General features: G+C 55.6%; 18 protein-coding genes. 12 read left to right on the top strand and 6 right to left on the bottom strand.

Going from position 1 to position 24576, the window contains the following annotated elements; translation table 11 throughout:
* Window positions 1–46 precede the first annotated feature (46 nt).
* Window positions 47–754: a Crp/Fnr family transcriptional regulator gene (locus ACTHND_RS17215; protein ID WP_440179200.1), complete on the bottom strand. Its 708-nt coding sequence runs from the start codon at window positions 752–754 to the stop codon at window positions 47–49.
* 251 nt (window positions 755–1005) lie between these two features.
* Between ACTHND_RS17215 and ACTHND_RS17220 the strand changes: the two genes are divergently transcribed.
* The 4 genes from ACTHND_RS17220 (at window position 1006) to ACTHND_RS17235 (ending at window position 5476) form a co-directional block, all read left to right on the top strand.
* On the top strand, window positions 1006–1362 hold the full coding sequence (locus ACTHND_RS17220) for a response regulator (RefSeq protein ID WP_440179317.1): 357 nt from the start codon (window positions 1006–1008) through the stop codon (window positions 1360–1362).
* 249 nt (window positions 1363–1611) lie between these two features.
* Window positions 1612–3738 (top strand): putative bifunctional diguanylate cyclase/phosphodiesterase, encoded by a 2127-nt coding sequence (locus ACTHND_RS17225; RefSeq protein WP_440179201.1) that lies wholly within the window; start codon window positions 1612–1614, stop codon window positions 3736–3738.
* A gap of 344 nt (window positions 3739–4082) precedes the next feature.
* Window positions 4083–4418, top strand: a complete 336-nt coding sequence (locus tag ACTHND_RS17230; RefSeq protein ID WP_440179202.1) for an alpha/beta fold hydrolase — start codon at window positions 4083–4085, stop codon at window positions 4416–4418.
* A 218-nt stretch (window positions 4419–4636) separates the two neighbouring features.
* A complete protein-coding gene (locus ACTHND_RS17235; RefSeq protein ID WP_440179203.1) occupies window positions 4637–5476 on the top strand; it encodes a GH12 family glycosyl hydrolase domain-containing protein in 840 nt (279 codons plus the stop codon).
* Window positions 5477–5507: 31 nt separating this feature from the next.
* Here the strand turns inward: ACTHND_RS17235 and ACTHND_RS17240 are convergent, their stop codons facing one another.
* Window positions 5508–6617 carry a heavy metal-binding domain-containing protein gene (locus ACTHND_RS17240; protein ID WP_440179204.1) on the bottom strand — a complete coding sequence of 370 codons (1110 nt, stop codon included), beginning with the start codon at window positions 6615–6617 and terminating at the stop codon, window positions 5508–5510.
* A gap of 238 nt (window positions 6618–6855) precedes the next feature.
* Between ACTHND_RS17240 and ACTHND_RS17245 the strand changes: the two genes are divergently transcribed.
* The 6 genes from ACTHND_RS17245 (at window position 6856) to ACTHND_RS17270 (ending at window position 15553) form a co-directional block, all read left to right on the top strand.
* Window positions 6856–7974: a sensor histidine kinase gene (locus tag ACTHND_RS17245; protein WP_440179205.1), complete on the top strand. Its 1119-nt coding sequence runs from the start codon at window positions 6856–6858 to the stop codon at window positions 7972–7974.
* Complete coding sequence (locus tag ACTHND_RS17250) at window positions 7971–8720, top strand: LytR/AlgR family response regulator transcription factor (protein WP_440179206.1); 750 nt, start codon at window positions 7971–7973, stop codon at window positions 8718–8720. The genes ACTHND_RS17245 and ACTHND_RS17250 overlap by 4 nt, the downstream gene beginning before the upstream one ends.
* Before the next feature lie 671 nt (window positions 8721–9391).
* Complete coding sequence (locus ACTHND_RS17255) at window positions 9392–10801, top strand: amino acid permease (protein ID WP_440179207.1); 1410 nt, start codon at window positions 9392–9394, stop codon at window positions 10799–10801.
* Between the two features lie 37 nt (window positions 10802–10838).
* On the top strand, window positions 10839–12983 hold the full coding sequence (locus ACTHND_RS17260) for a prolyl oligopeptidase family serine peptidase (protein ID WP_440179208.1): 2145 nt from the start codon (window positions 10839–10841) through the stop codon (window positions 12981–12983).
* Between the two features lie 15 nt (window positions 12984–12998).
* The gene (locus tag ACTHND_RS17265) at window positions 12999–14798 is read left to right on the top strand and encodes a DUF885 domain-containing protein (protein ID WP_440179209.1); all 1800 of its coding nucleotides are present in this window, start codon (window positions 12999–13001) and stop codon (window positions 14796–14798) included.
* Window positions 14799–14932: 134 nt separating this feature from the next.
* Entirely contained in the window at window positions 14933–15553 is a 621-nt protein-coding gene (locus tag ACTHND_RS17270; protein ID WP_440179210.1) for a helix-turn-helix domain-containing protein, read from the top strand.
* A 15-nt stretch (window positions 15554–15568) separates the two neighbouring features.
* Here ACTHND_RS17270 and ACTHND_RS17275 read toward each other — a convergent pair whose 3' ends face one another.
* Window positions 15569–16162, bottom strand: coding sequence for a peptidylprolyl isomerase (locus ACTHND_RS17275; protein ID WP_440179211.1), 594 nt, complete (start codon window positions 16160–16162; stop codon window positions 15569–15571).
* 76 nt (window positions 16163–16238) lie between these two features.
* Window positions 16239–18680 carry a TonB-dependent receptor gene (locus ACTHND_RS17280; RefSeq protein ID WP_440179212.1) on the bottom strand — a complete coding sequence of 814 codons (2442 nt, stop codon included), beginning with the start codon at window positions 18678–18680 and terminating at the stop codon, window positions 16239–16241.
* 605 nt (window positions 18681–19285) lie between these two features.
* Between ACTHND_RS17280 and ACTHND_RS17285 the strand changes: the two genes are divergently transcribed.
* Both ACTHND_RS17285 and ACTHND_RS17290 read left to right on the top strand, forming a co-directional pair.
* On the top strand, window positions 19286–20743 hold the full coding sequence (locus ACTHND_RS17285; RefSeq protein ID WP_440179213.1) for an amidohydrolase family protein: 1458 nt from the start codon (window positions 19286–19288) through the stop codon (window positions 20741–20743).
* Between the two features lie 45 nt (window positions 20744–20788).
* Entirely contained in the window at window positions 20789–22096 is a 1308-nt protein-coding gene (locus ACTHND_RS17290; RefSeq protein ID WP_440179214.1) for an alpha/beta hydrolase family protein, read from the top strand.
* Window positions 22097–22188: 92 nt separating this feature from the next.
* On the opposite strand, the gene chrA is transcribed toward ACTHND_RS17290, so the two are convergent.
* Together chrA and ACTHND_RS17300 are read right to left on the bottom strand one after the other, a co-directional pair.
* Window positions 22189–23538 (bottom strand): chromate efflux transporter, encoded by a 1350-nt coding sequence (gene chrA, locus ACTHND_RS17295; RefSeq protein ID WP_440179215.1) that lies wholly within the window; start codon window positions 23536–23538, stop codon window positions 22189–22191.
* Window positions 23531–24463, bottom strand: a complete 933-nt coding sequence (locus ACTHND_RS17300; protein WP_440179216.1) for a chromate resistance protein ChrB domain-containing protein — start codon at window positions 24461–24463, stop codon at window positions 23531–23533. Before ACTHND_RS17300 ends, chrA begins: the two co-directional genes overlap by 8 nt.
* Window positions 24464–24576: the final 113 nt, after the last annotated feature.

Here is a 24576-nt window from a genome sequence, read left to right on the forward strand (position 1 = left end):
CCTGCAAATGCATGACAATGCCACTGTTTATCCAACGGCTGGCTCGTTAGCTCTTGGGATAAATCCCGTGTAGGACGGTATCGAAATGATCGTCTACCAGTTCATGGCAGTTGCATGATTGGTGGCGCAAGGCCGGCATATCACTGATGATGATCCTGCCACGCTTCGAATCGATAATACCTTCCTGGCGCATCGATCCAATGACACGGCTGACGAAGGTTCGTCCGACACCCAGCATGCTCGCCAACTGTTCCTGCGTCATCTCAAAGGACTGATCCCCGGTCCGTGCATGACCTGCCAGGACTAATTTCGCCAGCCGCTGGCGGATGGTATGAGTGGCATTGCAGGCTGCGGTCTGGAATAGCTGCGCCATCAAGCAATCGGAGTACCGGGCAAACCAGTAGCGAAGGGCGAGGGATTCCTGTTTCGCCTGCTCGAGGGCAGATGTCTTCATACGTAGAAATAATCCGCCCACGCGCACGACCGCCGTGGAATAGGCTGGCACATGGCCGTTGGAAACAACCCCACCGATCGCGCCTTCGCGGCCGACGAAACCGACGTCCACGGCGTCGCCTTCAGGTGTCGATAGACAAAAGGCAGCCAAGGTGCTGCCACACGGAAACCAGGTATCGACCACGTCATCGCCGGCTGCGACCAAGACCTCATTGGCATCTTTGTAAATCGCCATTGTATGCGGCAGGAGGCGTAGGCAGTCATCTTCATGAAGGAATGAGAGCAGAGCATTCTGGCGCATCTGATCTCTTGTTGCGGCAGTCATTGGGACACTCGGAAATCAGGTCTTGTGTGCAGTAGTGGACAGACGCGGCGGAATTGAACTGTTACTTGTGAACATAGCGGACAGGCACGGCTAGCTTTGTTTGTCTCCGAGAGCCGGTAAGGCTTCAATGTGGTGTGGACTGCCACCCTGTTAATTTGTAAAGTGAAGGGGTGGCGGTGCGGCCGGGTGACAGCGTAGAGCCAACTGCCAAGCCGTTGCGGGTCTTGGTGGTAGAAGACAATCTGGGTTTCGGTCTTAGCCTAGGATACATGCTTGAAGAACTCGGTCACCATGCGCGTATATGCGAAAGTGCTGAAGAGGCGCTGGTTATCGCCGGCCACTATGCCCCGCACGTAGCCTTTCTAAATATCGGATTGCCAGGTCTGGATGGTTTCGACCTGTGCGACACATTGCGCGCTATGCCTGGGCTTAGTACTACTCTATTCGTGGCATTCACCGGATGGACCGGGGACAAATTTCGTCACCGCGCGGCGGCAGCGGGATTCCATCATTACATCGTCAAACCGTTCACGGTCGAGATATTGGTAAATGTGTTGCGAAATTTACGAGGTCCGGATCGGTGACACGTTAATCCTCTGGACGATGCATCGCTCCGATATCGTACTTCAATTGCTCCGTGCGTGAAATAGCGGCGGAAGAGACGCATCCACTATGCGCATGAATATCCAGTAATAGAATAGGTATATCCCTGTCTGTTTACCATAAGTAACGTCGTTCTGCGAATTAAGAGCTTTGAAATACTGGTCAGGTACATTCCTGGATCAAAATAGACCGACGGACAGTGTTGGCCGTTCATGATCAGGTGAGTAAGCGTGCAAAAAAACTGTAGCGGTTCTTCAGAACAAACATCTGTGCAGGCAAGCACAGATGGTACTGACGCGGGCTTCGAGACTTTGTTCGCGCAGAATCCCATCGCCATGTGGATATTCGATGCCTGTACGCTCGAATTCCTGGCCGTCAATGACGCCACTTGCGCCCTGTACGGTTTCAGCCGAGAGCAGCTCCTGAAAATGAATATCCTCGACCTCTATGTGGAGGATGAGCGAACCATTGCTTATCAGGAAATAATGGGAGCGGCAGGTGTACTAAACCCCGATCATCGAAGCCTGAAGGTCAAAGCCGATGGCAGCCGGATCCGCGTGTTAAGGTATGCACGCCCCATGCGTTACCAGGACAAGGATTGTGTCGTCGTCTGGAATATCGACGTCACGGAACGTGAACAGGCGTCCATCGAGCTCAAGAGCACCCAGATTTTTCTCGATGCTATCGTCGAAAGTATCCCGTCCATGGTGTTTGTGAAAGACGCAAGGGATGGGCGCTTCGTCTTGTTGAACAGGGCGGGTGAAGATTTGCTTGGGGTCAGTCGGCACGACCTGATCGGCAAGTCGGATTTCGATTTGTTCGATGCCGAAGAGGCCGAGCGCTTCCGCCAGGCTGATCAGGCCGTAGTAGCTTCCGGTAGTCTGGTCACCATCGAAAACGAACCGCTGACAACGCCTACAGGCGTAAGATCTCTCAGAACCCAAAAGGTCGGTGTACCCGACGTTGACGGCAAACCGCGGTACCTTCTTGGGATTTCCGAAGATGTTACGGAAAAGCTGAGAGTGGAAGAACGCAGCCGGCACCTGGCCTTGCATGACGTCCTGACGGATTTGCCCAATCGCCTGAAGTTTCAGAACATACTTGACGGGGCAATGGATCGGAAGCGCGGGAAGGGCGGGGACTTCGCTCTCCTGTTGCTAGACCTCGACCGCTTCAAAGCGGTGAATGACCGATTGGGTCATCACGCCGGCGACGAACTCCTGCGCCATGTCTCGCATCGCATGACATCCCAGTTAGGCAAGGGTGACGTTGTCGCGCGTCTCGGTGGGGACGAGTTTGGCGTCTTTCATAACGGCCATGTGACCGAAAACAGCGCCTCGGCACTCGCCATGCGCCTGATCGCCGCAATCAGCGAGCCTTTCACCATTGACGGACAGATGGTTTCGGTGGCTTGTAGCGCGGGCATCGCTCTGAAGTCGAAGCATGGAAGCTCTTCCGACGCACTGATGAAACGGGCGGATCTGGCGCTCTATGCCGCAAAAAGCACTCGCAAAGGCGACTACGCCTGGTTTGAGTTCGAGATGGAGGAGAAGGCTGATCACCAGCGGACCTTGCGGGACGAACTGAGCACCGCTCTGGCTAATGGTGAACTGTTCCTCGAATACCAGCCGATCGTGAGCACGGCCACCGGCAGGGTAGAGGCCTTCGAAGCGCTTCTGCGCTGGCAGCATCCAACACGGGGGCGGATTTCCCCTGCCGAATTCATACCCGTTGCGGAGTCTTCAGGCCTGATCGAGAGAATTGGTAGATGGGTTCTTGAACGGGCCTGCGGAGAGGCGGCCAGTTGGGCCGGCAATGCCCGTATCGCCGTGAATCTGTCGCCCCTGCAGTTTAAAGGATTTGCGCTTGTGGCTGACGTGGTGCGGGCCTTGGATCTGGCGAGACTGGCGCCAAACCGGCTCGAACTGGAAATAACGGAATCAATCTTCCTGACACACAGCGACGAGAACATTCGAATTCTGCATCAACTGAAGCAGCTTGGCGTTCGGATAGCCCTGGACGACTTTGGAACGGGCTATTCCAGTCTCGGATATCTGCGCTGCTTCCCATTCGACAAACTGAAAATTGACCGCTCCTTCATTTCCGAGCTGACCACCTCTCCCGAAAATCTGGCGATTGTTCGGGCGATCATTGGTCTCGGTAAGAGTTTTTCCGCTGTTGTGACGGCCGAAGGCGTCGAAACGGAAGCGCAATATGATCGCCTTGCAAAAGAAGGTTGTGAACAGGCGCAAGGCTACTGGTTGGGTCGGCCGACACGATCAGAACAAATCCACGCTCTCCACGCCGATCGTCGCAATGCCATGCGCCCGCCACGGCGAGAGGGTGGCGCCACTTGATCCAAAGACTGACGGACGAGGTTCGCTTATTCAGCCGGCCCTTCGCCGCCCTCCCGCTAGGGTTCGGTCACACCGGCTACTTCGAAGCCGTGACAGCGATTAATCGTTCTGGCCTGCACTGCTGGCGGATAATAACCCACGGCTAGCCGCGAATTGAAAACGGCCGCCAGAAGACGGCCGTCGGTTTATCGGCACTCCGGAGCAAAGCCGGGGACACGTGATATATTAATCGGTCACAGGAACGGGTCGGCTCAACGCATCCGTATTACTACCCTCGGCATTGGCTTCAAGAAATTTGAGCAATGCTGTGTTGAATTCTTCAGCATGGCTGACATTCACTCCGTGTGGGCCGCCTTCAATACGATCGCCGCGGTTTCGGCGAAAGTGACAAGCCAATTGCCGGTTATGACTACAAAACATTGGCGAAGGATTTGTCCGGCTTGATAGAGGCGCTCGACTTGAGCGACATCACGTTGGTTGGCTTCTCGATGGGCGGCGGTGAAGTCGTGCAGTACATCGCCGATCACGGCGAAGGTCGGCTGCATAGCATTGTCCTGGCGTCAGCCGTTCCCCCTATGATGATGAAACTGCCCAACAATCCAGAAGGGCCGCTTGAACCCGCCAAGGCAGCTAAAATGTCGTTTGATCTGACAGCAAATGCCGAGGCTTGGCGCACGTAGTCCTATCGAATATCGAAAAAGTCTTGGCCTTAGCGCCTAAACCAGTCCAACTTTTTATACGCATCCCCATGATTGTTTAGTAGAATTGGAGCAGAAAGTGAATCGGCAAGCGAGACGGAGGGTGCCGCCGTTCCCGGAAACGGGGGGGGAACATTCGACGCATTCGCGTAACTATACAATGGGGGAAGATCGTGGCGGTTTCAGTAATCAGAGGGCTTATGTTCCTCACTACAATGCAGGCGCTAGTATTATTTGGCGGATGCAGCGGTCCGGCAAGGGCATCCTGGACGAAATCTGCTACTGAAACGGTGAGCTGTGCGGATTACCATTCCGAAATCAGCGGACGCGATATCTATAACAATAACGTCTGGAACAAAGGTGCCGCTGGTGACTTCAAATGGAGCCAGTGCATTGAGCGTGATCCAAAGACGGGTGCGTTGGGCTGGTCGTGGTCATGGCCGGAAAATGGTAAAGATATCTTCGGATACCCCCAGGTTAAGCAAGGTGCTTCGCCTTGGGCACCGTTGCCAAATATCCCCTCGGCGCTACCTATCAGGAATGACGCTGTCCGGAGCCTCCGTGTATCCCACGACCTCGAAATTCAAACCAATGGACGCCACAATGTCGCGACGTCGATGTGGCTGACCAGGAGTGGTGACATCAGCGAAAACCCCAATCCGTCGGATATTCTCGCCGAACTGATGATCTGGACCTATGCAACGTCCGGCCATCTCACGCCGGCTGGATCGAAAACAACTGAGGTAGAACTGGACGGCCAGGTCTGGGAGGTCTGGGTCGATAAAAATTGGGGCGACGCGTCGGGTGAAAATAGCAATCGTTGGATATATCTAACCTTCCGTTCCAAGAACCCCTCACTTCACGCATCCTATGATGTAGCGAAGCTCACGGAGTACGCCGTCGGAAAAGGGATTCTGCCGAAGCAATTTTACTATGCCGACGTTGAGCTCGGAACTGAAATCATGAGTGGTTCCGGCTTGGCGTGGGTAAAGGATTTTAAAGTCGAGATAGAGCCTGTCAGGCGGCAAATTACCAACTAGCCTCCGCTTCCGCAAAGGGCGCTCAGACGGCTCAAGCTCGGCTAGACGGCGGAAACAGTCGTCTGCCCGCTGCCGTGCTCATTGTCCTGTAATCATGTCCAGTGTCAGGTACCATTTCCAGAGTCCACGCCAGCGGGACTCCAAGGCGTGAAGCGGCGTCACAGGCGTATTTGTAGAAGTATCGGGCGCGCGCCAACCGATCAATACCCGTACGGTCGATCAACGGAGTATGCAGCAGACTGCCGCCATTGTTTGCGGCGATATCCGTCTCGCCGGCCAGGATAATGAGCTTTTGGGCAAGGGATGCCCGCAGGCCGTGTTCGGTAACACCTGTTCCCGCCATGCCCAGTAGGGGGGTGCGCTTCAGATCCGGCAAAGTATAGAGCCCGGCATTAGCGGCGACGATGCGGTCCGCGCGCGATTGTGGATGGAATAGGACATGGCGATGAAGCACCTGGCCACCGGCGGAATGGCCAAAAAGGTCGTAATGCGTGCGTCGTGACCCGGTCATTGCCACGAGCAGGCCATACAGCCGGTCAAAGTCTTCGAATATCCACCCTCTGCGATCAGGATTGACCGAAAAGACGATATCCTCGTCCCGGAGGTAAATGTGCGGCGCCGTCCCGGCGTCTGGAGGCATGTTGTGGACGACGAAATCTTTGACCGTTCCGCCCATCTGGTAGGCCGCTATATCGTAGATGCTTTCGGGATAGGCCGGCGCCGCAACCAAGACATTGGCCCGGTCAGCTTCGCCAATCCAAGCGTCACGATAGGTATCAGCATTACGCCCGGCGCCTGCAAGGACGATGATTATGGGCGAGTCCGGTGTAAGGTGTTGCGGCTTGTAATAATGGACCACGATGCGGACCCCCGGTCGCGCCGGCCCCGCTGCCATTTCGAAGCGTCCGCGGCCGGTTTCAAGCGCGTCTGGCTCAAAGGGCACGAGCACATCCGAGGGCAAAGGCACAAGCGCCATGCCGCATGCTGGGCAAAGGCCTTTCTCAGTGAACCGCTGGCCGTCAGCTGCGCATCCGCAAGGGGGGCAGATATAAGCAACGGTCGCGGACCTGCCCGATGTGGACCATGCCCCTATACCTGCGGCTACTGTAGCGAGAAGGTTGCGTCGGGTCTGGGTATGCACGGGTATTCCTTTGTCATAGGCGCTTCCAATTCGTGCAGTTTAGGCTCAGTTCCAATGCAACGGATTGTTCATGCGACGAAGCCGTCATTCAGCCGGATGAAGTGGGAATAGCCAGGATGAGAGAGGATGCGCGCCGAGCCGTAATCGGCTAAGCTAAGGAATGACTCGCTCAGCCAATCTTGACCAGCCAATACCCGGCTCTCTACCTGCGGAATGGGGATGGTGGCGCCGCCACGACATGTACCTGGCCTTCAGCTGGCAATGGTGGCTGCGGCGTGCGTGGCTGTTTTGGCCTATCGCCCTCGTTTATGGTGCCGGTTACGCCACTTGGCACGCCTTCGGCATGAATGCACTCGGCGACTGGCCCATTCTGGCGCTGGTGGCGGGCGCCGGCGGTCTTGTAATGGTGAGCGCCGGGCCTCTGCTGGCAACGGGTGTGCGCTATATCCGCTTGCCATTACGCTGGGAACGGGTTCTGGTCATCGTGGCTCTACTGATCGGGCTGGTCGTCGCCAAGTCGATGGAACTGTGGGTCAATTCCTATCATCAGGTCCTGATGGCGCATTTGCCTGGTCATTCCACTGCGCCGCCGGCACCGTGGCTATTTTCCGCGCTCTCTGGTGCGCTGCGTTTCGGTCTTGACGGCAGCACGCTGGTTTTTGTAGCGGTCGGCGGCGGCCTTGCCCTGGTACCATACTTAAACGAACGCCGCCGGCTGGCCGCATATGAAGCGCAACAGCAAGTTAGCGCTCTGCGTTCGGAGCGCGACGCCGCCGACCTTCGGATGGCCGTTCTTCAGGCTCAGGTCGAGCCGCATTTCCTGTTCAATACTCTGGCCTCGGTCCGGTCGTTGGTGGCGAGCGATCCCAAGCGCGCAGCCATGACCATAGACGCGCTGGCCGACTATCTGCGCGCCACCTTGCCCTCCCTGCGCGATACCGGTGAAGCCGACGCGACACTCGGCCGGCAAGTTACGCTGTGTCACCGTTACTTGGAGCTGATGAATATCCGCATGGGGGGGCGCATCCTTATTGTCATCGACGTCAGCGATGCAATTCGCGCATTGCCTTTTCCGCCGTTGATCCTGATTTCGCTGGTCGAGAACGCCGTAAAGCATGGCGTCGAGCCCAAGCCTGGTCCCTGTGAGATTGCCATTCGTGCAACATTGCATGACGCGCGTATGCGCGTGGTCGTGGAGGATGATGGTGCAGGTCTGGTCCCAGGCCCCAGCCAGGGTATGGGCCTGGCTAATGTTCGGGCGCAGCTGCGCAACCGCTTCGGGGCCAACGCGTCGTTGGCCATCGTTGGACGTGCGGGCGGCGGCACGTGTGCGGTTATAGAAATGGCCACGCAGTGAGCAAGACCGCCGTTATCGCCGAAGACGAAGGCGCCCAGCGTGAAGAACTGAAAAACCTGCTTGCTGAACTGTGGCCTGAGCTCGTCATCGTGGCCGAGTGCGCCGATGGCCTCACGGCGATCGAAGCTATTCGCAACAACAGCCCTGACGTAATCTTCCTCGATATTCGCATGCCAGGCGTCAGCGGCCTTGAAGTCGCGCGCGCGGCAGGAGATGCCCACATCATATTCGTTACGGCTTACGACGATTTCGCGCTTAGAGCTTTCGATGACGGCGCGGCGGATTACGTGCTCAAGCCCGTGCGGCGAGACCGAATGGCCACGGCTGTTGCTCGGATCAGAAGGCGTCTTGATTCCCAACAGCGCGTTGACACCTCCGCGTTACTGTCGATCTTATCCGCCGGGCTGGCCCCGCAGACAAAGCGGATGCGGTGGATTTCGACGGGCGCGGGCGACACGATCCGCATGATTTCGGTCGATGACATCCTGGCCTTTCGGTCGGAGGACAAATATACCTGTGTGCTGACTGCTGACGGTTCAGCCCATATCCGGATGCCGCTGAAAGAGCTGGTTGATCAACTGGATCCGGAGGTCTTTTGGCAAATCCATCGCAGTGCGATCGTCCGAGTCTCGGCAATCCGCGCCGTGCGCCGGGATGAGGACGGACACCTAAGAATCCTCATAAACGGCAGTGCGGACCCGTTGCCCGTCAGCGCATCTTTCCAGGGTCGCTTTCGTCCGATGTAGAGCCTCACCTGGCGATAATTTACGGGCAGATCTCCAGGGTCATTTTTTACACGAACTCAAGATTCGTCCCATTTTGTCGAACAGAAATGGCAAGAAATGAACATTTCCAAAAATCGTGTCCCGCATTGCCATAGAATAGGGGGTACCCTACGTTTGATGTATGGCTCATACATCGCGCAGCAAGGGCTGGCTCAAATTTATGGCCTATCTGCTATGCCCTGTTATGCCCTGTGCGTCGGCGATGTGACCAGAGAATCTGGGACGCAACAATATTGCGCCAACGGGAAGGCGACCCGAAAATTGTGCCAGTCAGCACCAAATTTCGGCGACGGTTCCAGCCGATGTGATCTGCATCCAGTGCTCCGGAAATGTGGAGCCTGTCCTGGGCCATGAATGTGCCTGCGCTTTTGGAAAGATGGATCGCACAACCGTTATCACAGGAGTTCCGTTCCGCCCAAGGGCACGCAGGAGCCAACCACGATGGCCTCAGGATCGATTTCGCTGAGATGGCATTCGGGAAACCTTATGGGTTTGTTGCCTCAAGCTGCGCCCTGCGCGGCATACGGACCCATGCCCGAAACAGTTCATCATAAGTGCCAAGTTTTTTAATCTCATCAAATAATTTGACATATATAAAAAGTTTAATAAAGCTACAGGGGGAGGAGACCGGAATGGGACTATTTCAGCGTAAAGCTATTTTTGCCGAACACGAACCTCATAACCGATTAAAGCGTACCTTGAGTTGGTGGCATCTCATGGCGCTTGGTGTGGGCGCGATCGTGGGTACGGGCATCTATACGCTTATAGGCGTTGGGGCCGGACTGGCCGGTCCTGCAGTAATGCTGTCGTTTATCATCGCCGGTATTGTTTGTGCGTGCGCCGCCCTCTGTTACGCCGAGTTGTCGACCTCCATCCCAGCGTCTGGCAGTACATATACTTACAGCTATGCCGCATTGGGTGAGATATTCGCCTGGGTCGTCGGCTGGAGTCTTATCCTTGAATATTCGCTGGTCGTCAGGGCTGTCGCGGTAGGCTGGTCGGGATATGCGACAGGCTTTCTCGACACCATTGGTGTTCATATGCCTATTGCCCTTAAGGCGGGGCCTCACGCAGGTGGAATAGTCAATTTGCCTGCTGTTGGAATCATATTCTTGGTTGCGGGTCTTCTGTGTCTAGGCACGAAAGAGAGCACGACCTTGAACGCCATCCTGGTCGTCGTAAAAATCTTAGCGCTTATCTTGTTTATTTGCATAGCGCTGCCGCATTTCGATGCCGGCAATTTCCACCCCTTCATGCCGTACGGTTTCGAGAAGTCCGTTGTCGGCGGGCATGAACGCGGCGTTCTGGCTGCCGCGGCTATCATTTTCTTTGCTTTCTATGGTTTTGACGCCATATCGACAGCGGCGGAAGAGGCGAAAAATCCCAAACGCGACCTCGCCATAGGCATTATTGGCGCAATGGTCCTCTGTACCGCAATTTATGTGGCCGTGGCAGCCGTTGCAGTTGGTGCAATGCCGTTCCTGGCCTATGCCAATAGCCCTGAGCCTTTGGCCCTAATCCTGCGGGAATTGGGACAGTCCAGACTAGCACTTATCATAGCCGCCGCGGCCATTGTGGCATTGCCAACGGTTATTCTCGCGTTTCTATTTGGTCAGAGCCGCATCTTCTTCGTTATGGCACGCGATGGTCTTCTGCCACGGTTCATGTCGAGGGTAAGTGCGCAAGGCGTGCCGGTGCGGGTCACATTGATCACATCAGTGTTGGTGTCCATCCTCGCTGGGCTATTTCCATTGGATGAAATCGCGGCGTTGGCCAATGCCGGCACCCTGGTCGCCTTCGTAGCGGCAGGTCTGTGCGTCATGATATTGCGTTTCCGGGAACCGACCTTGCCGAGAGGATTCAAGGTTCCTGTTGTCTGGGTCTTAGCGCCGATCGCGGTATTGGGATGTGCTTATCTCTTCTACAATCTGCCGCACATGACCCAAATTTATTTTGCTGCTTGGAACGGATTGGGTCTGGCTGTGTACCTGTTATGCCGTCGCAAGCCACAAACATCGGTATCCAAAACTTCGGAAATGTGAGGGCAGGGGCGTGCGTAATTCAATAGGTTTAACTGCAGTGATCGCGACACTGACTACGATGGGCGGTGTCAATGTCCAGGCGCAAGTGACGCCACCCACGATGGGTGCAGTCATATATCCGCAGACGAAACGTGATGACGTCTCATCGGATTATCAAGGCGTTATGGTGAAGGATCCTTACCGTTGGCTTGAGACTGACTGGCGGGCCTCAAATGAAGTCAAAGACTGGATTGTCGCACAAAACCGCATATCGAGAACCTACCTGGAGGCAATTCCTCAGCGCGAGTTGATAAGGAAGAGACTCGATGACCTCTTTGACATCGAACAGGTTAGCACACCGCGCGTGATCAATGGTCGCCAGTTTTACATGCGCCGTGGCCCCGGTGAGCAGCAGTCTGCATTGTGGGTAAGAGAGGGCGAGGCCGGCACGGGGAGGAAGCTGCTTGACCCAGCCCAATGGTCGAAAGACGGCACGCGCGCTTTGGCAGGCACCGTTGTCGCGCCCCAGGGGCACTTGGTCGCATACGCCGTTCAGGACGCGGGATCGGACTGGCGCGTGTGGCGAGTGGCTGACGTGGTAACCGGGCAAGATCTTGGAGAGGCAATTCGGTGGAACAAATTTACTGATGTTATATGGGCGCCCGATGGATCGGGGTTCTACTATACGCGCTTCCCCGTGCCGGTGGCCGGGACGGAACATATGGCCGGGAATTCCGGCGAGCAGCTTTATTTTCATAAACTCGGGCAATCACAAGACTCAGATCGACTTATCTACGAGGATCAGGCCAATCCAGATTATCTGTTTGCCGCACGTATGTCTTCTGATGGTAAGTATTTGCTGATCAGCTCCGGTTACGCCGGAGACGGGCCGATTTTACTATACAAAAACCTTCAAAGCGACGGAGCCTTCCAGCCTGTTGTGCCTGTGACAGACAGTTCGTTGGACAGTCTGCAGTTTGTCTCATCGCTGGGTGACGATATCTACTTCACCAGCAATATTGGGGCGCCCAACGGTCGCCTTCTTCGGATGAAACCAGGGAACAAACCGGTTTCTGTTATACCTGAGACTGAATTGCCCTTGGTTCATGTCACGCGGTGGGGGAACTACTTTCTGGCCCAGTACTTACGTGATGCCACCTCCGTCGTTAAGGTTTACTCCCTTAAAGGCAAATATATTCGTGACGTGCGCCTGCCGGGTCTGGGGACGGCACATGGTTTTGCCTCGGGACCAGATAAGACATCCGTATACTACGGTTTCACAAGTTTGGCCGTCCCCGATACAAGCTATCGTTATGATCTGATCACAGGACAGTCCACCCTGGTGTACCGGCCTCTCGGGGCGATGAAGCCTGAGGACTATGAGGTAAAAGAAGTTTTCTTCACGGCGCGAGACGGGAAGCGGATCGCCATGTTTCTCGGCCATCGCAAGGATGTTGAGCCGAATGGGCACACCCCCGTACTTCTCTACGGGTATGGGGGGTTTGGATGGTTGCTAACCCCCGATTTTCGACCCGAGCAGGTTACGTGGATGGATATGGGCGGTGTATTCGCGATGCCGATCTTGCCGGGAGACGGCGTCTATGGCGAGCCATGGCACCAGGCCGGCATGCTCGAGAACAAACCCGCCGTTTTCGACGCATATATTGATGCGGCCCAATATCTGATCGATCAGGGCTATACCGACCCCGGGCACCTCGCCAGCTTCGGCTATAGCAACGGGGGTCTGCTTGTTGGCGCCGCGATTACCCGTCGCCCCGATCTGTTCGCCGTGGCGCTGCCAACGGTCGGTGTACTGGACATGTTGCGGTTCCCGAAATTCACCAACGGTCGTCTCTGGTCGACAGAGTACGGCGACCCGGAAGATCCAAAACTGTTTCCGGTTCTATACGGCTATTCCCCTTATCATAACATCGTCGATGGCCGGAAATATCCAGCCGTCCTTGTGGGGACGGCAGACACGGATGATCGGGTCGCACCGCCGCATAGCCTGAAATTTGCGGCCCGTCTCCAGGCTGCGGCGGCACCAGGCGCGCCGGTTTTGCTAAGCGTCGCCTTCAATGCTGGCCATGGCGCGGGGACGAGTCGAAGCCAGGTCGTCAGTGACGCTGCCGACCGGATGGCGTTCACATTATTCAACATGAAATTCGATCTGCCTGCGGACTTCGGCACACCGCAACACTAGATTAGGGGAAACACTATGCGAAAAACTCTGCTTCTAACCTCGGCGGTTTTCTGTTTTGGATTGATGGGCAATATTCAAAGCGGCGCGGCGACGATTCCCCCACTTGGCGCAGTGATAGAGTCGTATGAAAACTTGCCGCGTGGAACCGCTGAAGGCGCAAATGGGCGGGAGTTCGCGTTGCCGGCGGTTACGCCTGTGGACTTGCAGCGGCGGCGCGATGCCCTGAAAACAATTAAAAGCCGACTGGACGTTTTAGATCGGCGCGGCTGGTCGGATGAAGATCGGCTGAACGCCGACCTCCTTGCCTACGCGTTGGATGAGCAAATCGGGGTTCTGGAATTCGACGAAGCCCGTTTGCCCTTCAACAGTGATGGGGGCTTCGACGTTGACCTGGTATATTTGGCCAGCGGCGTGACTTTGCATTCGGCCGATGACATAAATCGTTGGATAGATTTGCTCGGCAAAATACCAGCTTACTACGATGACAACATTGGAAATGCCAGACGCGGCATCCAGACCGGTTTTACAGAGGCAGATCCTACCGTTGCTGTCGTGCTAGCACGTGCCGAAAGTGCGGCCTCGAGCCCCGTCACGGACACCGATTTCCTTATTGCGCCTGTTGTCCGCGCGACGGCCAGCCTCAATGCCGCGGAAAAGGCGGAGTACGTCGCCAAAGCTAAGCAGATAGTTGAAGCGAAAGTACGTCCTGCGCAGTTTGAGTTCGTCCGTTTTCTTAAGGAAGAATACAGGCCTCATGCGCGCCGATCTCTCGCTGTCACGACCTTGCCAAACGGGAAAGCGTACTACGAGTGGCTGGTTAAACGCTATACCACAACCGATATGTCGCCTGATGCCATCTTCGACCTGGGGCAGAATGAGGTGACGCGCATTCGTGGTGAAATGGATGCTGTTATGCGCGAAACCGGATTTACGGGTACGCCGGCGGCCTTTCTTGCCTATTTACGAGCCGATCCGCAGTTTTACGCCACAAGCCGCGAGCAATTGCTTGAGAAAGCATCGGAGGTCGCTAAGCGGATCGACGATCAATTGCCGGCACATTTCGCGACGCTTCCGCGTCTGACCTACGGCGTACGTCCGGTGCCCACGTCCATTGAGGAGGGTTATACGACGGGAAGGTATTTCCAGGGGGACCCGGCACGTGGGATCGCAGGTGGGCTCATGATAAACACGTCCCATTTGGATCAGCGCCCACTCTACGAACTCCCGGCGCTGGAGCTCCACGAGGGCGTCCCGGGCCATCATCTTCAGATCGCATTGGGACAGGAAAATCTGGCCCTGCCCGATTTCCGGCGGAACGGATATTACTCCGCGTTCGGGGAAGGGTGGGGACTGTATTCCGAATGGCTTGGCGAGGAGATGGGAATTTATCGCACCCCATATGAGCGCTTCGGCCGTCTATCCTATGAAATGTGGCGGGCCTGTCGGCTGGTCGCAGACACAGGGATTCACACCAAGGGATGGACAGTCGATCAGGCAAAGGCGTGTTTCCTCGAGAATACCGCGTTGAGTCCGCATAACATTGACACGGAGGTCCAGCGTTACATTTCGTGGCCCGGGCAGGCACTGTCTTACAAGATCGGCGAAATCCAAATCAAACGGCTTCGCGCTCGAGCGGAGACGGAATTAGGAAAGTGTTTCGACGAACGCCGCTTCCACGACGCGATTTTACTGAATGGTGCGGTGCCACTTGAAATACTGTCTAAAGAAGTCGACGCGTGGATCAGTCGTGAAAAAGCTACACAAGATCCCTCTAAGCGTCGCGACGAGCCACTAACTTCAACCTGCAAAGCATAAGGCATTCGGGGAAAGGGTCTTGGGCTTACGCTGAATTGATGAATTATAATATATACTGGCCACTTCAATTATGCTTAGAACGAGCTCTGGCGTATGTGTATTATCACTATGTGACGCTCCCACTGGGAATAACAATGAAGCCTAAAACCACTATAGACCAGACACCTGATGTAACTAGCTTGGTAGACGAGTCACCGTGGCCGGTTCCCAAAAAGCCTGTTCTGCCGGTGGGGGAAAGAATCAAAGAGCGTCGCAAGGCGTTGAGGATGACACTCCAGGAATTGGCCGTGAAATCTGGGCTATCAGCGCCATTTATTTCGCAGGCCGAGCGCAATCAAACCGTGCCGTCATTGCACTCTTTAATGGCGCTCAGTGCGGCGCTCGATGAAGATGTGAGTTATTTCCTGCCACTTCACAAGGCCACCATAAATCGTGGCGACGCGCCCAACCGACTGAACCTTTCCTCTCCGGTTACCTATGTCGACCTCTCGGCAGAGTTTCCCGAGCGATTGATGGATGCAATGCTTATTCGTATTCCGCCGGGCTATACCTATCCTCTCGAAAAGCGAAATGGCGAGCACTTCCGTTATGTCATCGAAGGAGAGCTTTTCGCTACGGCTGGAGATGAGGAGACGATCCTGAGAGCCGGCGACAGCATGCATTTTGATGCGCGACTGCCCCACCAGATTGCCAACCGGTCGGATGCCGATGCGCTCCTGCTGTTTCTTTGTACGCCGAGCCTCGCCAGAGCCTGATCTCGGGTATTGCATTCAAACCGTTCGTTCGGCTTTGGTGATAGGGATCGGAGGCGCCAACATCTGGCCCTTCATGACACCTTCCCCTTCTGTAGGTGACACTGGCGAAGACCAGATGTTTCTGACGGCATCCATTCCCGAAGTGACATGACCGAAGACTGCAAAACCTTGATTGTCGCCGACGCTGGCCTTTCCTGCATCAAGAAAGGTCATGTCACCCACGACGATGAAAAATTCACAGGTGGCTGTACCAGGGGCCCATCTCGCCAGGGAGATGGCGCCGTCCGTATGAGTGAGTCCGGTTAAGCTCGTAGGCTCATGGGGAATTGGGGGGAGGGCGCGATCGCCGACTCCGCCCTGTATAAGCCCTGCCTCCGGCGATCGTTTCATGGCGCGATAGAAAGTCACCTCATTCAATCGTCCCTCATCGACATATCGAAGAAAGTTCTGAGCGGTAATTGGAGCCTGGTCCAATGCTAAGGCCAGGACGATCGTGCCACTGGTTGTCTCCAGGGCAACGCGCGCAGACGACTCGGCGCGCCCGGGGCGGTGGATCAGGGCGGCGCCCAGGACCGCGCTCCCACCAGACAGAAAGTTACGCCTTTTCATTTTTCACCCTAATGTCCCTGGCCAATATAATACGGGCCCAGCGAACCGGACCCGTATTATAGGCTTTCATTTTAACTTAGTACGATGCCGATAACCGCAAACCAAAGGTCCGGGGACGGCCGACAATGGCAATCACGCCAGTGTCGCTGGATCCGTAGCGGTAATAGTCATAACGCTCATCAAAGACATTTTCGACGTACATACCAACGGAGTATTTAGCATCCGCCGAACGGTAGGTCAGGCGAAGATTCGTGAGGTTGTAGCCACCACTTCTCGCGATTGGGTCACGCGAGTACACGAAGTAGGTGGGACTACGAAGTTGGTATTCGCCGCGCAGCGTTAAGTCGCCTTTGCCGTTCAAAAAGAGTGTGTGCTGAACACCGAGGTTAAACTTCCACTTCGGGCTGCCCGGCAGTGGGGTCCCGGTAAAGTCTTGATCTGTCGTGCTCGTGATGACATCGCTGATGGTTGAACCAAAATGCGTGTACTCGCTTTCGATCCAAGCACCGTTGAAATCAATGCTACCATTCGTCCAAGGTTGAGAAACGGCGTCGAACTCAATACCCATCGCCTTAGCCTTGGCATCGTTTGTAATATAAGACGTTCTGTCCTCATAGTTATAGATTTGCGACTGAATGTTGCTCCAATCGTAGTAGAAGGCATCCAGGGCATACTGCAGCTTGCGATCGAACGCCTTCCCCTTCACCCCGATTTCGTAAGACCACAGTTCTTCCGGATCGAACGGCGGCTGGAAATTGATTATCCCGGCATCATCTACAGTCACGTAACCATCGCCGTTGGTATCGACGAGGATAGTGTTCGTATCGTACGAATTGAAGCCACCGCTCTTAAACCCTGAGGTCGCCGAGGCATAGTAATGGGTGTCCGCGTTCGGCGTATAATCCAACACAAAACGCGCCGAAAGATTGTCGAACGTCAGGGTCTGTTTTGACCGAGCGACCGCCACGTCGGTCGTAGAGACGTAATAGTCCGCATAATATGCGGCGTAAGAGGCGCAGGTTGACTGCTGGGTTGCGGAATCGGCGGGGTAGGTCACGTCGCTGTCGGCAATCAGGTTCTGGCACGCCGTATCGGGGTTAAAGCCGGCGTCCGCGTCGGAAAATTGCCGCCGAACATATCCGTTGAAGGTCCGTTCTTCGTGTGTCTGGCGCAGCCCGAGGGTACCCTTCAATTTATCGGTGAAAGCATATCGGAACTGACCAAATAAGGCCGTCGACTTCGTGTTATTGGTGGAGTCAAATACACTCCGGTTTTCGAACGGGATACTAATATTAAGCGGCGCATAAGTAGCGCCCGTAAAAAGACCGGTCGGAAGAGTGAGGGCTGTCGGACCGCCACTTGTGGTCAGATCATGCGCATCTTCCGTGTAGTAAAAAGCGCCGATAATCCAGTCGAACCGCCCACCGGTGGGCGAAGTGAGTTGCAGTTCCTCACTGAAGGTTTTCGAATCGTCGTCGCGAACGGCCGTGTAGATCGGCAGTTCGGTATTATCGCTATCATATTGAGAGGATGTATGAACATACCGGCCGCCAGTGATCGATTTCGCCTGGTAGCCGCCACCTATGTCCCAGGTCGCCTGCGCAGACCAGCCCCGATTCTTGAGGAAATCCGTGTCCTGGCGATAATCAGAGTAATATTCATAATAGTCCGAAGGGAAATTCGCGTCTTCGTTCACGGTGCCCTGGCGAACAAGGTGATAGACAGCCGAGCCCGCGCTGTGATCGATGTACTGATCGGCCCGCAAAATGATATCAAATGTGTCGGTCGGACGGAATTCCAGAGCAGCCTGGTATTCGTTGCTGTCGGCCGACTTTAGGCGGCTGTTGGTCTGGAGATTTTTGCCATATTGATCACCGGTGGTCCGGCCCAAAGCGAGACGTCCCAGAAGCTTGTCCGTGAAAAGAGGACCCGAAATGTAGCCTTGGTATTCCTGCCCGTTGTAGCTTTTCAGTTCGGCGCTCGCGCCAGCTTCAAAGAACTTCGAAGGCGCATTGTGATAGATATTGTAAGCGCCGCCCGTGCTATTGCGCCCGTATAGCGTCCCTTGAGGTCCCCGCAGAACTTCAACACGGCTAACATCCAGATAGCTCTGCATAGCGACCCAGTCTCGGGCTATATAGACTCCATCCACATAAACGCCGTTGCTGGGATCGACGCCGACACCACCCACACCCGTGGAAATTCCGCGTACTGTTAAGCCGGCGCCGCCTTCGCGACCGGGCGTAACTTCTACACTGGGCGTATAGTTCGCGAGCTTGGAAAGATCAGTAATGTTGCGATCTTGCAGCTGCTTTTCACTGAACGTGGTCATCGAGATAGGCACGTCTTGAGCCTTTTCACGGCGCTTTTGTGCGGTAACAATAACCTCAGTCGTGTCACCGTCCGATTTAGCGGTCGCATCCGTTTGTCCGGTTGCCATGTCCTGCGCGAAAGCGGTGCCCATGCTCCCCATTATTAGGCCGCTCAATGCGGTGCCTAACAGCAGTGTCTTTTTCATTCTGTAATCCCCTTCGTCTGCATCTGGTCAAGGCGACCTTGTGACGGAGGCATGACACTGCACGAACGATTTTGTGTCAAATAAAAATTATCTTATATCAAAAAATTTGATGATGTGTTGTTTTTAGATTTCCCGACGCATTAAACCTCCATGGGGAGGACATGGCGGCCTGGCCACCGCAAGACCACCCAGCTTCCATAGCGACTACGCAAACGAGATCATGTTGAAAGGTATTTTTTATTAGCGGCAATTGATGAAGAGGTCTCTCGGCGTCAACTGTCTTGATTGGGTTTTGGCACGATGACCACGGGCGCGACCAATTATCATTTTCCACTACAAAACCTATGAATAAAGGATGTGAAGCGGCGTATACATTATATCTTGATGAGGATTTGGTGCATAATGACGGCTTTTGTATGTAATATTCAGCATTATTAAAAATAATAATTACGTTATTTGTTAAAATTAAAAAGTAAATATTGAAACCATATGATAATTACAGAAATTTAATCTGCAATTGTGCATCTAATAGCACGATTTGTCGCCTCTTGTTCTTACCAATCCGGTTCTGAATGGTCAGGATGGGCTTGAATGAAGAGGGGCATATGCACAAAATCGTTAGTCTCATAATCGTAGTACTCACCGCCACGGTCGTCCCTGCCAGGGCCGAGGTGCCCCGGGATCGCAATGCTGACTTCATCTTGGACCATGTGAACGTCGTGCCAATGACACGGGAAACGGTCCTCTTCGATCGGTCTGTCATCGTGCGTGACGGGAAGATTGTCGCCATAACAGACATTCGTTCGGCAGCTTTGTATCAGTCGGCAACGCATATCGACGGTCACGGAAAATATCTGATGCCTGGGTTGTCCGACATGCATGTCCATCTACGTATGCCGCCACAGGATTTTTTCGACCTCAATCTGGCGCTGGGCATTACGACGGTTTTCAACATGGGCATAGCCGATGGCAACGGCAAGTATGACCACCTGGCCCTACGCGCCAGCATTGCCGCGGGGTCAATGGATGGTCCGCGCTACCTTGTCAGCGGTCCGCAATTGGACAGTGGTAACATCTCGATGTCCACAGTCGACCAGGTGCTGCAAGACCACGTTGACCGGGGCTACGATGCCGTCAAGGTTCATGGCGATCTTTCACCTGAGCTTTATAATGCGATCATTGCGGGCGTTCGGGCGCGGGGCTTGCGCGTGAGAGGGCATGGGCAGCACATGATGCCCCTCGCCGAAACGCTGCGCATGGACAGCGTCGAACATGTCGAGGAACTGCTCTACATCTCACAAGACTCAGCCCTCGGTGAGGAGGCGAAATTCGGTGTGGAAGAGGAGGGGAATATAAATCACTTCCTGACAGCTTATTATCACAACATCTCGCGGCTTCAGGACCACGCCTACCGTGCGGGTGTGGTCAGGCAGATCGCGCAATCCAGCGTTTACTGGGATCCGACAATCGTCATTTATTCTATGATTCCAATTTATGTTTCGGACGAGTCATTTAACGCCCTGGCACATGACCCGCGTCTACAATACCTGCCGGACAGCATGCGCCGTGAAAGTCTCGACCCGAACAAAAACGAGTACCGAGCTGGCCTTGTTCCCGTCTTTTCGAAGTTTCTTCTGTCAGTCGGTGATCGTACCAGTGTCGCGCATCATTTCGACGAGAACGTGGGTCTTCTGCTTACCTTGACCAAGGAATTGCATGATGCTGGGGTTCCGTTGCTGATTGGTTCTGACGCCTTCGGCGCCCTGGTGCCGGGTTACGCGCCACACCAGGAAATGGAGTTGTTCGTCAAAGCGGGCCTCACGCCTTATGAAACCCTCCAGGCCGCGACCGTAAATTCGGCGAAATATCTCGGAGAACTCGATCAGGCCGGCACGATCGAAGTCGGCAAGCGGGCGGATTTTATCCTTCTTGGCGCCAATCCGCTCGTCGATATTCGGAATGCCGCAGACGTCCGTGGAGTATTCACTCATGGCAAATGGTTTTCCCACGACGATTTGACCATGCGGCTCTCAAGGACGGCCAAAGACGCAGGCAGCAACTAAACCAGATCGTGGGAAGGGGGCGTCAGAGGCGCCGGAAAATTTATCATGCGCATTTTATTCAAAACGCCGCTGCGCTGCGCGGCAATTCTGGGGCTTGCCATGTCCATTGCCCCGATAGCGCGGTCTGCGGAAACGATCTGTGAGCCGGGCGCTTATGGGGCTCCTGACCAGGATGTGGTCGTTTTGGAAGCCAAGGACTGGATTCCTTCACCCGGGCTAGGATATCTGATCCTGGACGGCCGCTACGGCAGCACCTTGGCACCGGACAGCCCCGTTTCCTGCGGCCGGGGATACGTGATCCTGAAAACGGAGACCTCTGGAGAAGTACGCCTTGAGCAGCGGGTGTTCAAGCGGACACGCGAAGAGATTCCGGTGGCGGACGCCGTCCTCGTTGGCGAACTCGTCGAACCTACAGGAGCCGGCGTAGCACCGATCCGTCCCCTTGTGGTGATGGTCCATGGCTCGGAAACCGAACCAGCCATAGGTAATAACCGGGCATATCTGCTTGCCGCACAAGGCATGACCGTTTTTACCTACGATAAGCGCGGGACAGGACGGTCCGGCGGATTTTATACACAGAATTTCGAGTTGTTGGCTGATGACGCGGCGGCCGCGATGAACCATGCGCAAAGCCTGGCTCAGGGGCATTTCAGCAGGTCGGGCTATTGGGGGCAAAGTCAGGGCGGCTGGGTAGCGCCGCTCGCGGCGACACGCTCGAAAGTCGATTTTGTCGCCGTTGGATTTGGACTGGTTACGTCGCCGATCGATGAAGACCGGGAGCAGATGCTTTTAGAAGCGGAGACCTTGGGTTTGAACGACCACGAGGCGGCGGAAATCCGAAAGTTATCAGGGACCACTGCCACGATTGTTGCGTCGCATTTCACCAGGGGTTTCGAGGCGCTGGAAAGTTTGAGGCGAAAAACAGCGGATGAGAAATGGGTTCATCTCGTCAACGGGGAATATAGCGGGGATATGCTGCGCATGAACGACAGCGATCTGCGCCGCGTCGGACGCGCCGTCTTCGACAACCTGGAAATCATCTGGGATTATAATTCGACGACAACGCTAAACCACCTCAACATTCCAATATTGTGGGTGATCGCTGAACAAGACCGGCAAGCGCCAATAGCAGCCACGACAGCTGCCTTGCGGCGGTTCCGGGAAAAAGGAAAAGCGATCGACGTCTATGTCTTTCCCGAAACCGACCACGGCATGTACGAATTTGTGCAGGCGCCTGATGGAAGCCGGCGTAACACGCGCGTCACCGAGGGGTACTTCCGACTGATAGGCAACTGGATCACAGGTAACAGCCAGGTTGATTACGGACGAGCAGTTCTATTACCGACAAAGTGACCGCGAGATAGGCGCTCGGTAAGCAGAATATCCGTTTTCGGTCCGGAGGATGATGTATGAGGGTTCGGGATCTGCAGTGCCGGAAAATCCGCTCACAAACCGAAATGCAACCGCGTGAGAAGACCGATCACGCCGCAAAGGGCGATCACAAACATCACGTTGACCTTGAACCGGATTAGCGCCACGGCCGCCCCCAAAGCGATGACGGCGGAGGCCCAGTCGAAAGGGCCTCCCAGTCCGTTCGGCCACAGCACGTGGTACCCGAAGAAGAGCGCCAGGTTCAGTATCACGCCCACCACGGCGGCCGTAATCGCGGTCAGCGGCGCGGTGAACTTAAGATTGTTATGCGTCGTTTCGATCAGCGGCCCACCGGCGAAGATAAACAGGAACGACGGCAGGAATGTAAACCATGTGACGACCACTGCGGCGACGATCGCCGCCAGCAGAAGCGCGTCCGGGCCGAGATAGGCCTTGGTCCAGCCACCGACGAAGCCTACGAAGGTCACAACCATGATCAGTGGTCCCGGCGTCGTCTCACCGAGCGCCAGGCCGTCGATCATCTGTGGCGCGGTCAGCCAGCCATAGTTTTCCACGCCGCCTTGATAAACATAGGGCAGGACGGCGTAGGCGCCACCGAAGGTCAACAAGGCCGCCTTGGAAAAGAACACGGCCATCTGGCTGAGCGTGTGATCCCAGCCGAGCAGTAGCCCCAGGCCAACAATCGGGCCGCCCCAGAGGATAACCCCCACCAGGATAACGATCGCAAGGCGCAGCCAGCGAAACCGGGCGTGAGCCGGCGTCGGTGTGTCGTCATCGATAAGGGCAACGCCGTAGGATGAGGCAGCCTTGCCGTGCCCACCGCCAGTGACAAACGTCGAAGGCGAAAACTTGCCGCCTATGGCGCCGATAACTGCCGCTGCCAACACGATCAATGGGAAGGGGGCGTGCAGGGCGAAGATGGCGCCAAAAGCGGCTGCCGCTATGGCCCATAACACCCAGTTCTTCAGCGCGCGGCCGCCGATACGATGGACAGCCTGAAGAACGATCGCCGTGACGGCCGGCTTGATACCGTAGAAGACGCCCGCGATCAGCGGCACGTGGCCGAAGGCGACATATACCCACGACATAACGATCAGGAGAATTAGCGACGGCAGGACGAACAGGCCGCCAGCGATGACACCACCCCATGTCCGATGCATCAGCCAGCCGATATAGGTCGCCAGTTGCTGCGCTTCCGGGCCAGGCAGCAGCATGCAATAGTTCAGGGCATGCAGGAACCGCTTCTCGGAAATCCAGCGCTTCCGCTCGACCAGTTCCTGATGCATGATCGAAATCTGCCCGGCCGGTCCGCCGAAGGAGATAAAGCCTAGCTTCAGCCAGAAGCCGAATGCCTTACCAAAGCTGACTGGCCCCGGCGCGGCCTGGTTATCGCCCTCAGTCATGGCTGCTTCCTCTGAACGCTGAGAACAGGCCGTCGAAGACCAAACTGGCCGCTGCAAGAAGTTGGTCATCATCAAGGATCGAGTCGCGCATGCCTTTCAGCACGCCTTCCAGCCCGGCAGCCTCGGGCGGTTGCAGACCGCCGACATCGAGGAAGTGGATGATGGCGCCGAGCCGCTTCATGGCGTCGTCGGTCAGGCCGAAACTTTCTGCCAGTATTTCGAACGTGACACGGTCCCCGACATGGGTGAAATTCGCGCCGTCAAAATCGAAACCGACAACATCATTAGGGCAATCGCCAGGCGTGGCCAGCCACAGTATCTTGGCATTCCGATCGATAAAGCGCCGGATCAGCCAGGCGCTGGCCAAGCGGTCAACCCATGGACGGCGACGTGTTGCCCAGATGAGCCCCTGATAATCAGCAATAGCCAGCCGGTCGAGCGGATGTTCGACAAAGTGCGGTTCATCCGGAGAGAGGACCTGCGCCACCTTGCGCTCCAGCACCTGGAGCGCGACACTAGCCTGTTCGCGGCTCTGTCCGGGAAAATAGTCAATGGCAGCAGTGCTGGTGAAGGTCTTCCGCAGCTTGCGCGCGGCCTTTAGAACCTCGCCGGCTGTATCAAGCGTAAGGCTTTCGACGGCCGCTGCCACGTCCCTGATCAGAACCGCATAGTCCTCGCTTCGATCAAACATGCCCAGAAACGGATCGTCGGATACATCGACCGGCACCAGGAACGCGGTGCCGTTGCCCGACTGGACGTCCTCGGCGACGCTCTGCAGCGTTCCCCGACAATCATCCCGGTCGGGAAGGACATAGACCCCATCACGCAGAGCGGCAGCACCCGCCGCTTTGACAGCCCGCCATGCCCGCATGCGCAGGGTGGCGTTCTCGGTCGGTAACGATAAAATAAGGATCAGATACTTCATATGTAGATATTAAAACAAATTTGTAATAAATTCTACAGTAACTAGATCTGGTAAACAGATTCAGTTCCCCTTTGTGTGACCGAGGGTGAGTCACACCTCGGGTCCAGGCAACT

This window comes from Asticcacaulis sp. (genome assembly GCF_051954415.1).
Classification (GTDB): domain Bacteria; phylum Pseudomonadota; class Alphaproteobacteria; order Caulobacterales; family Caulobacteraceae; genus Asticcacaulis.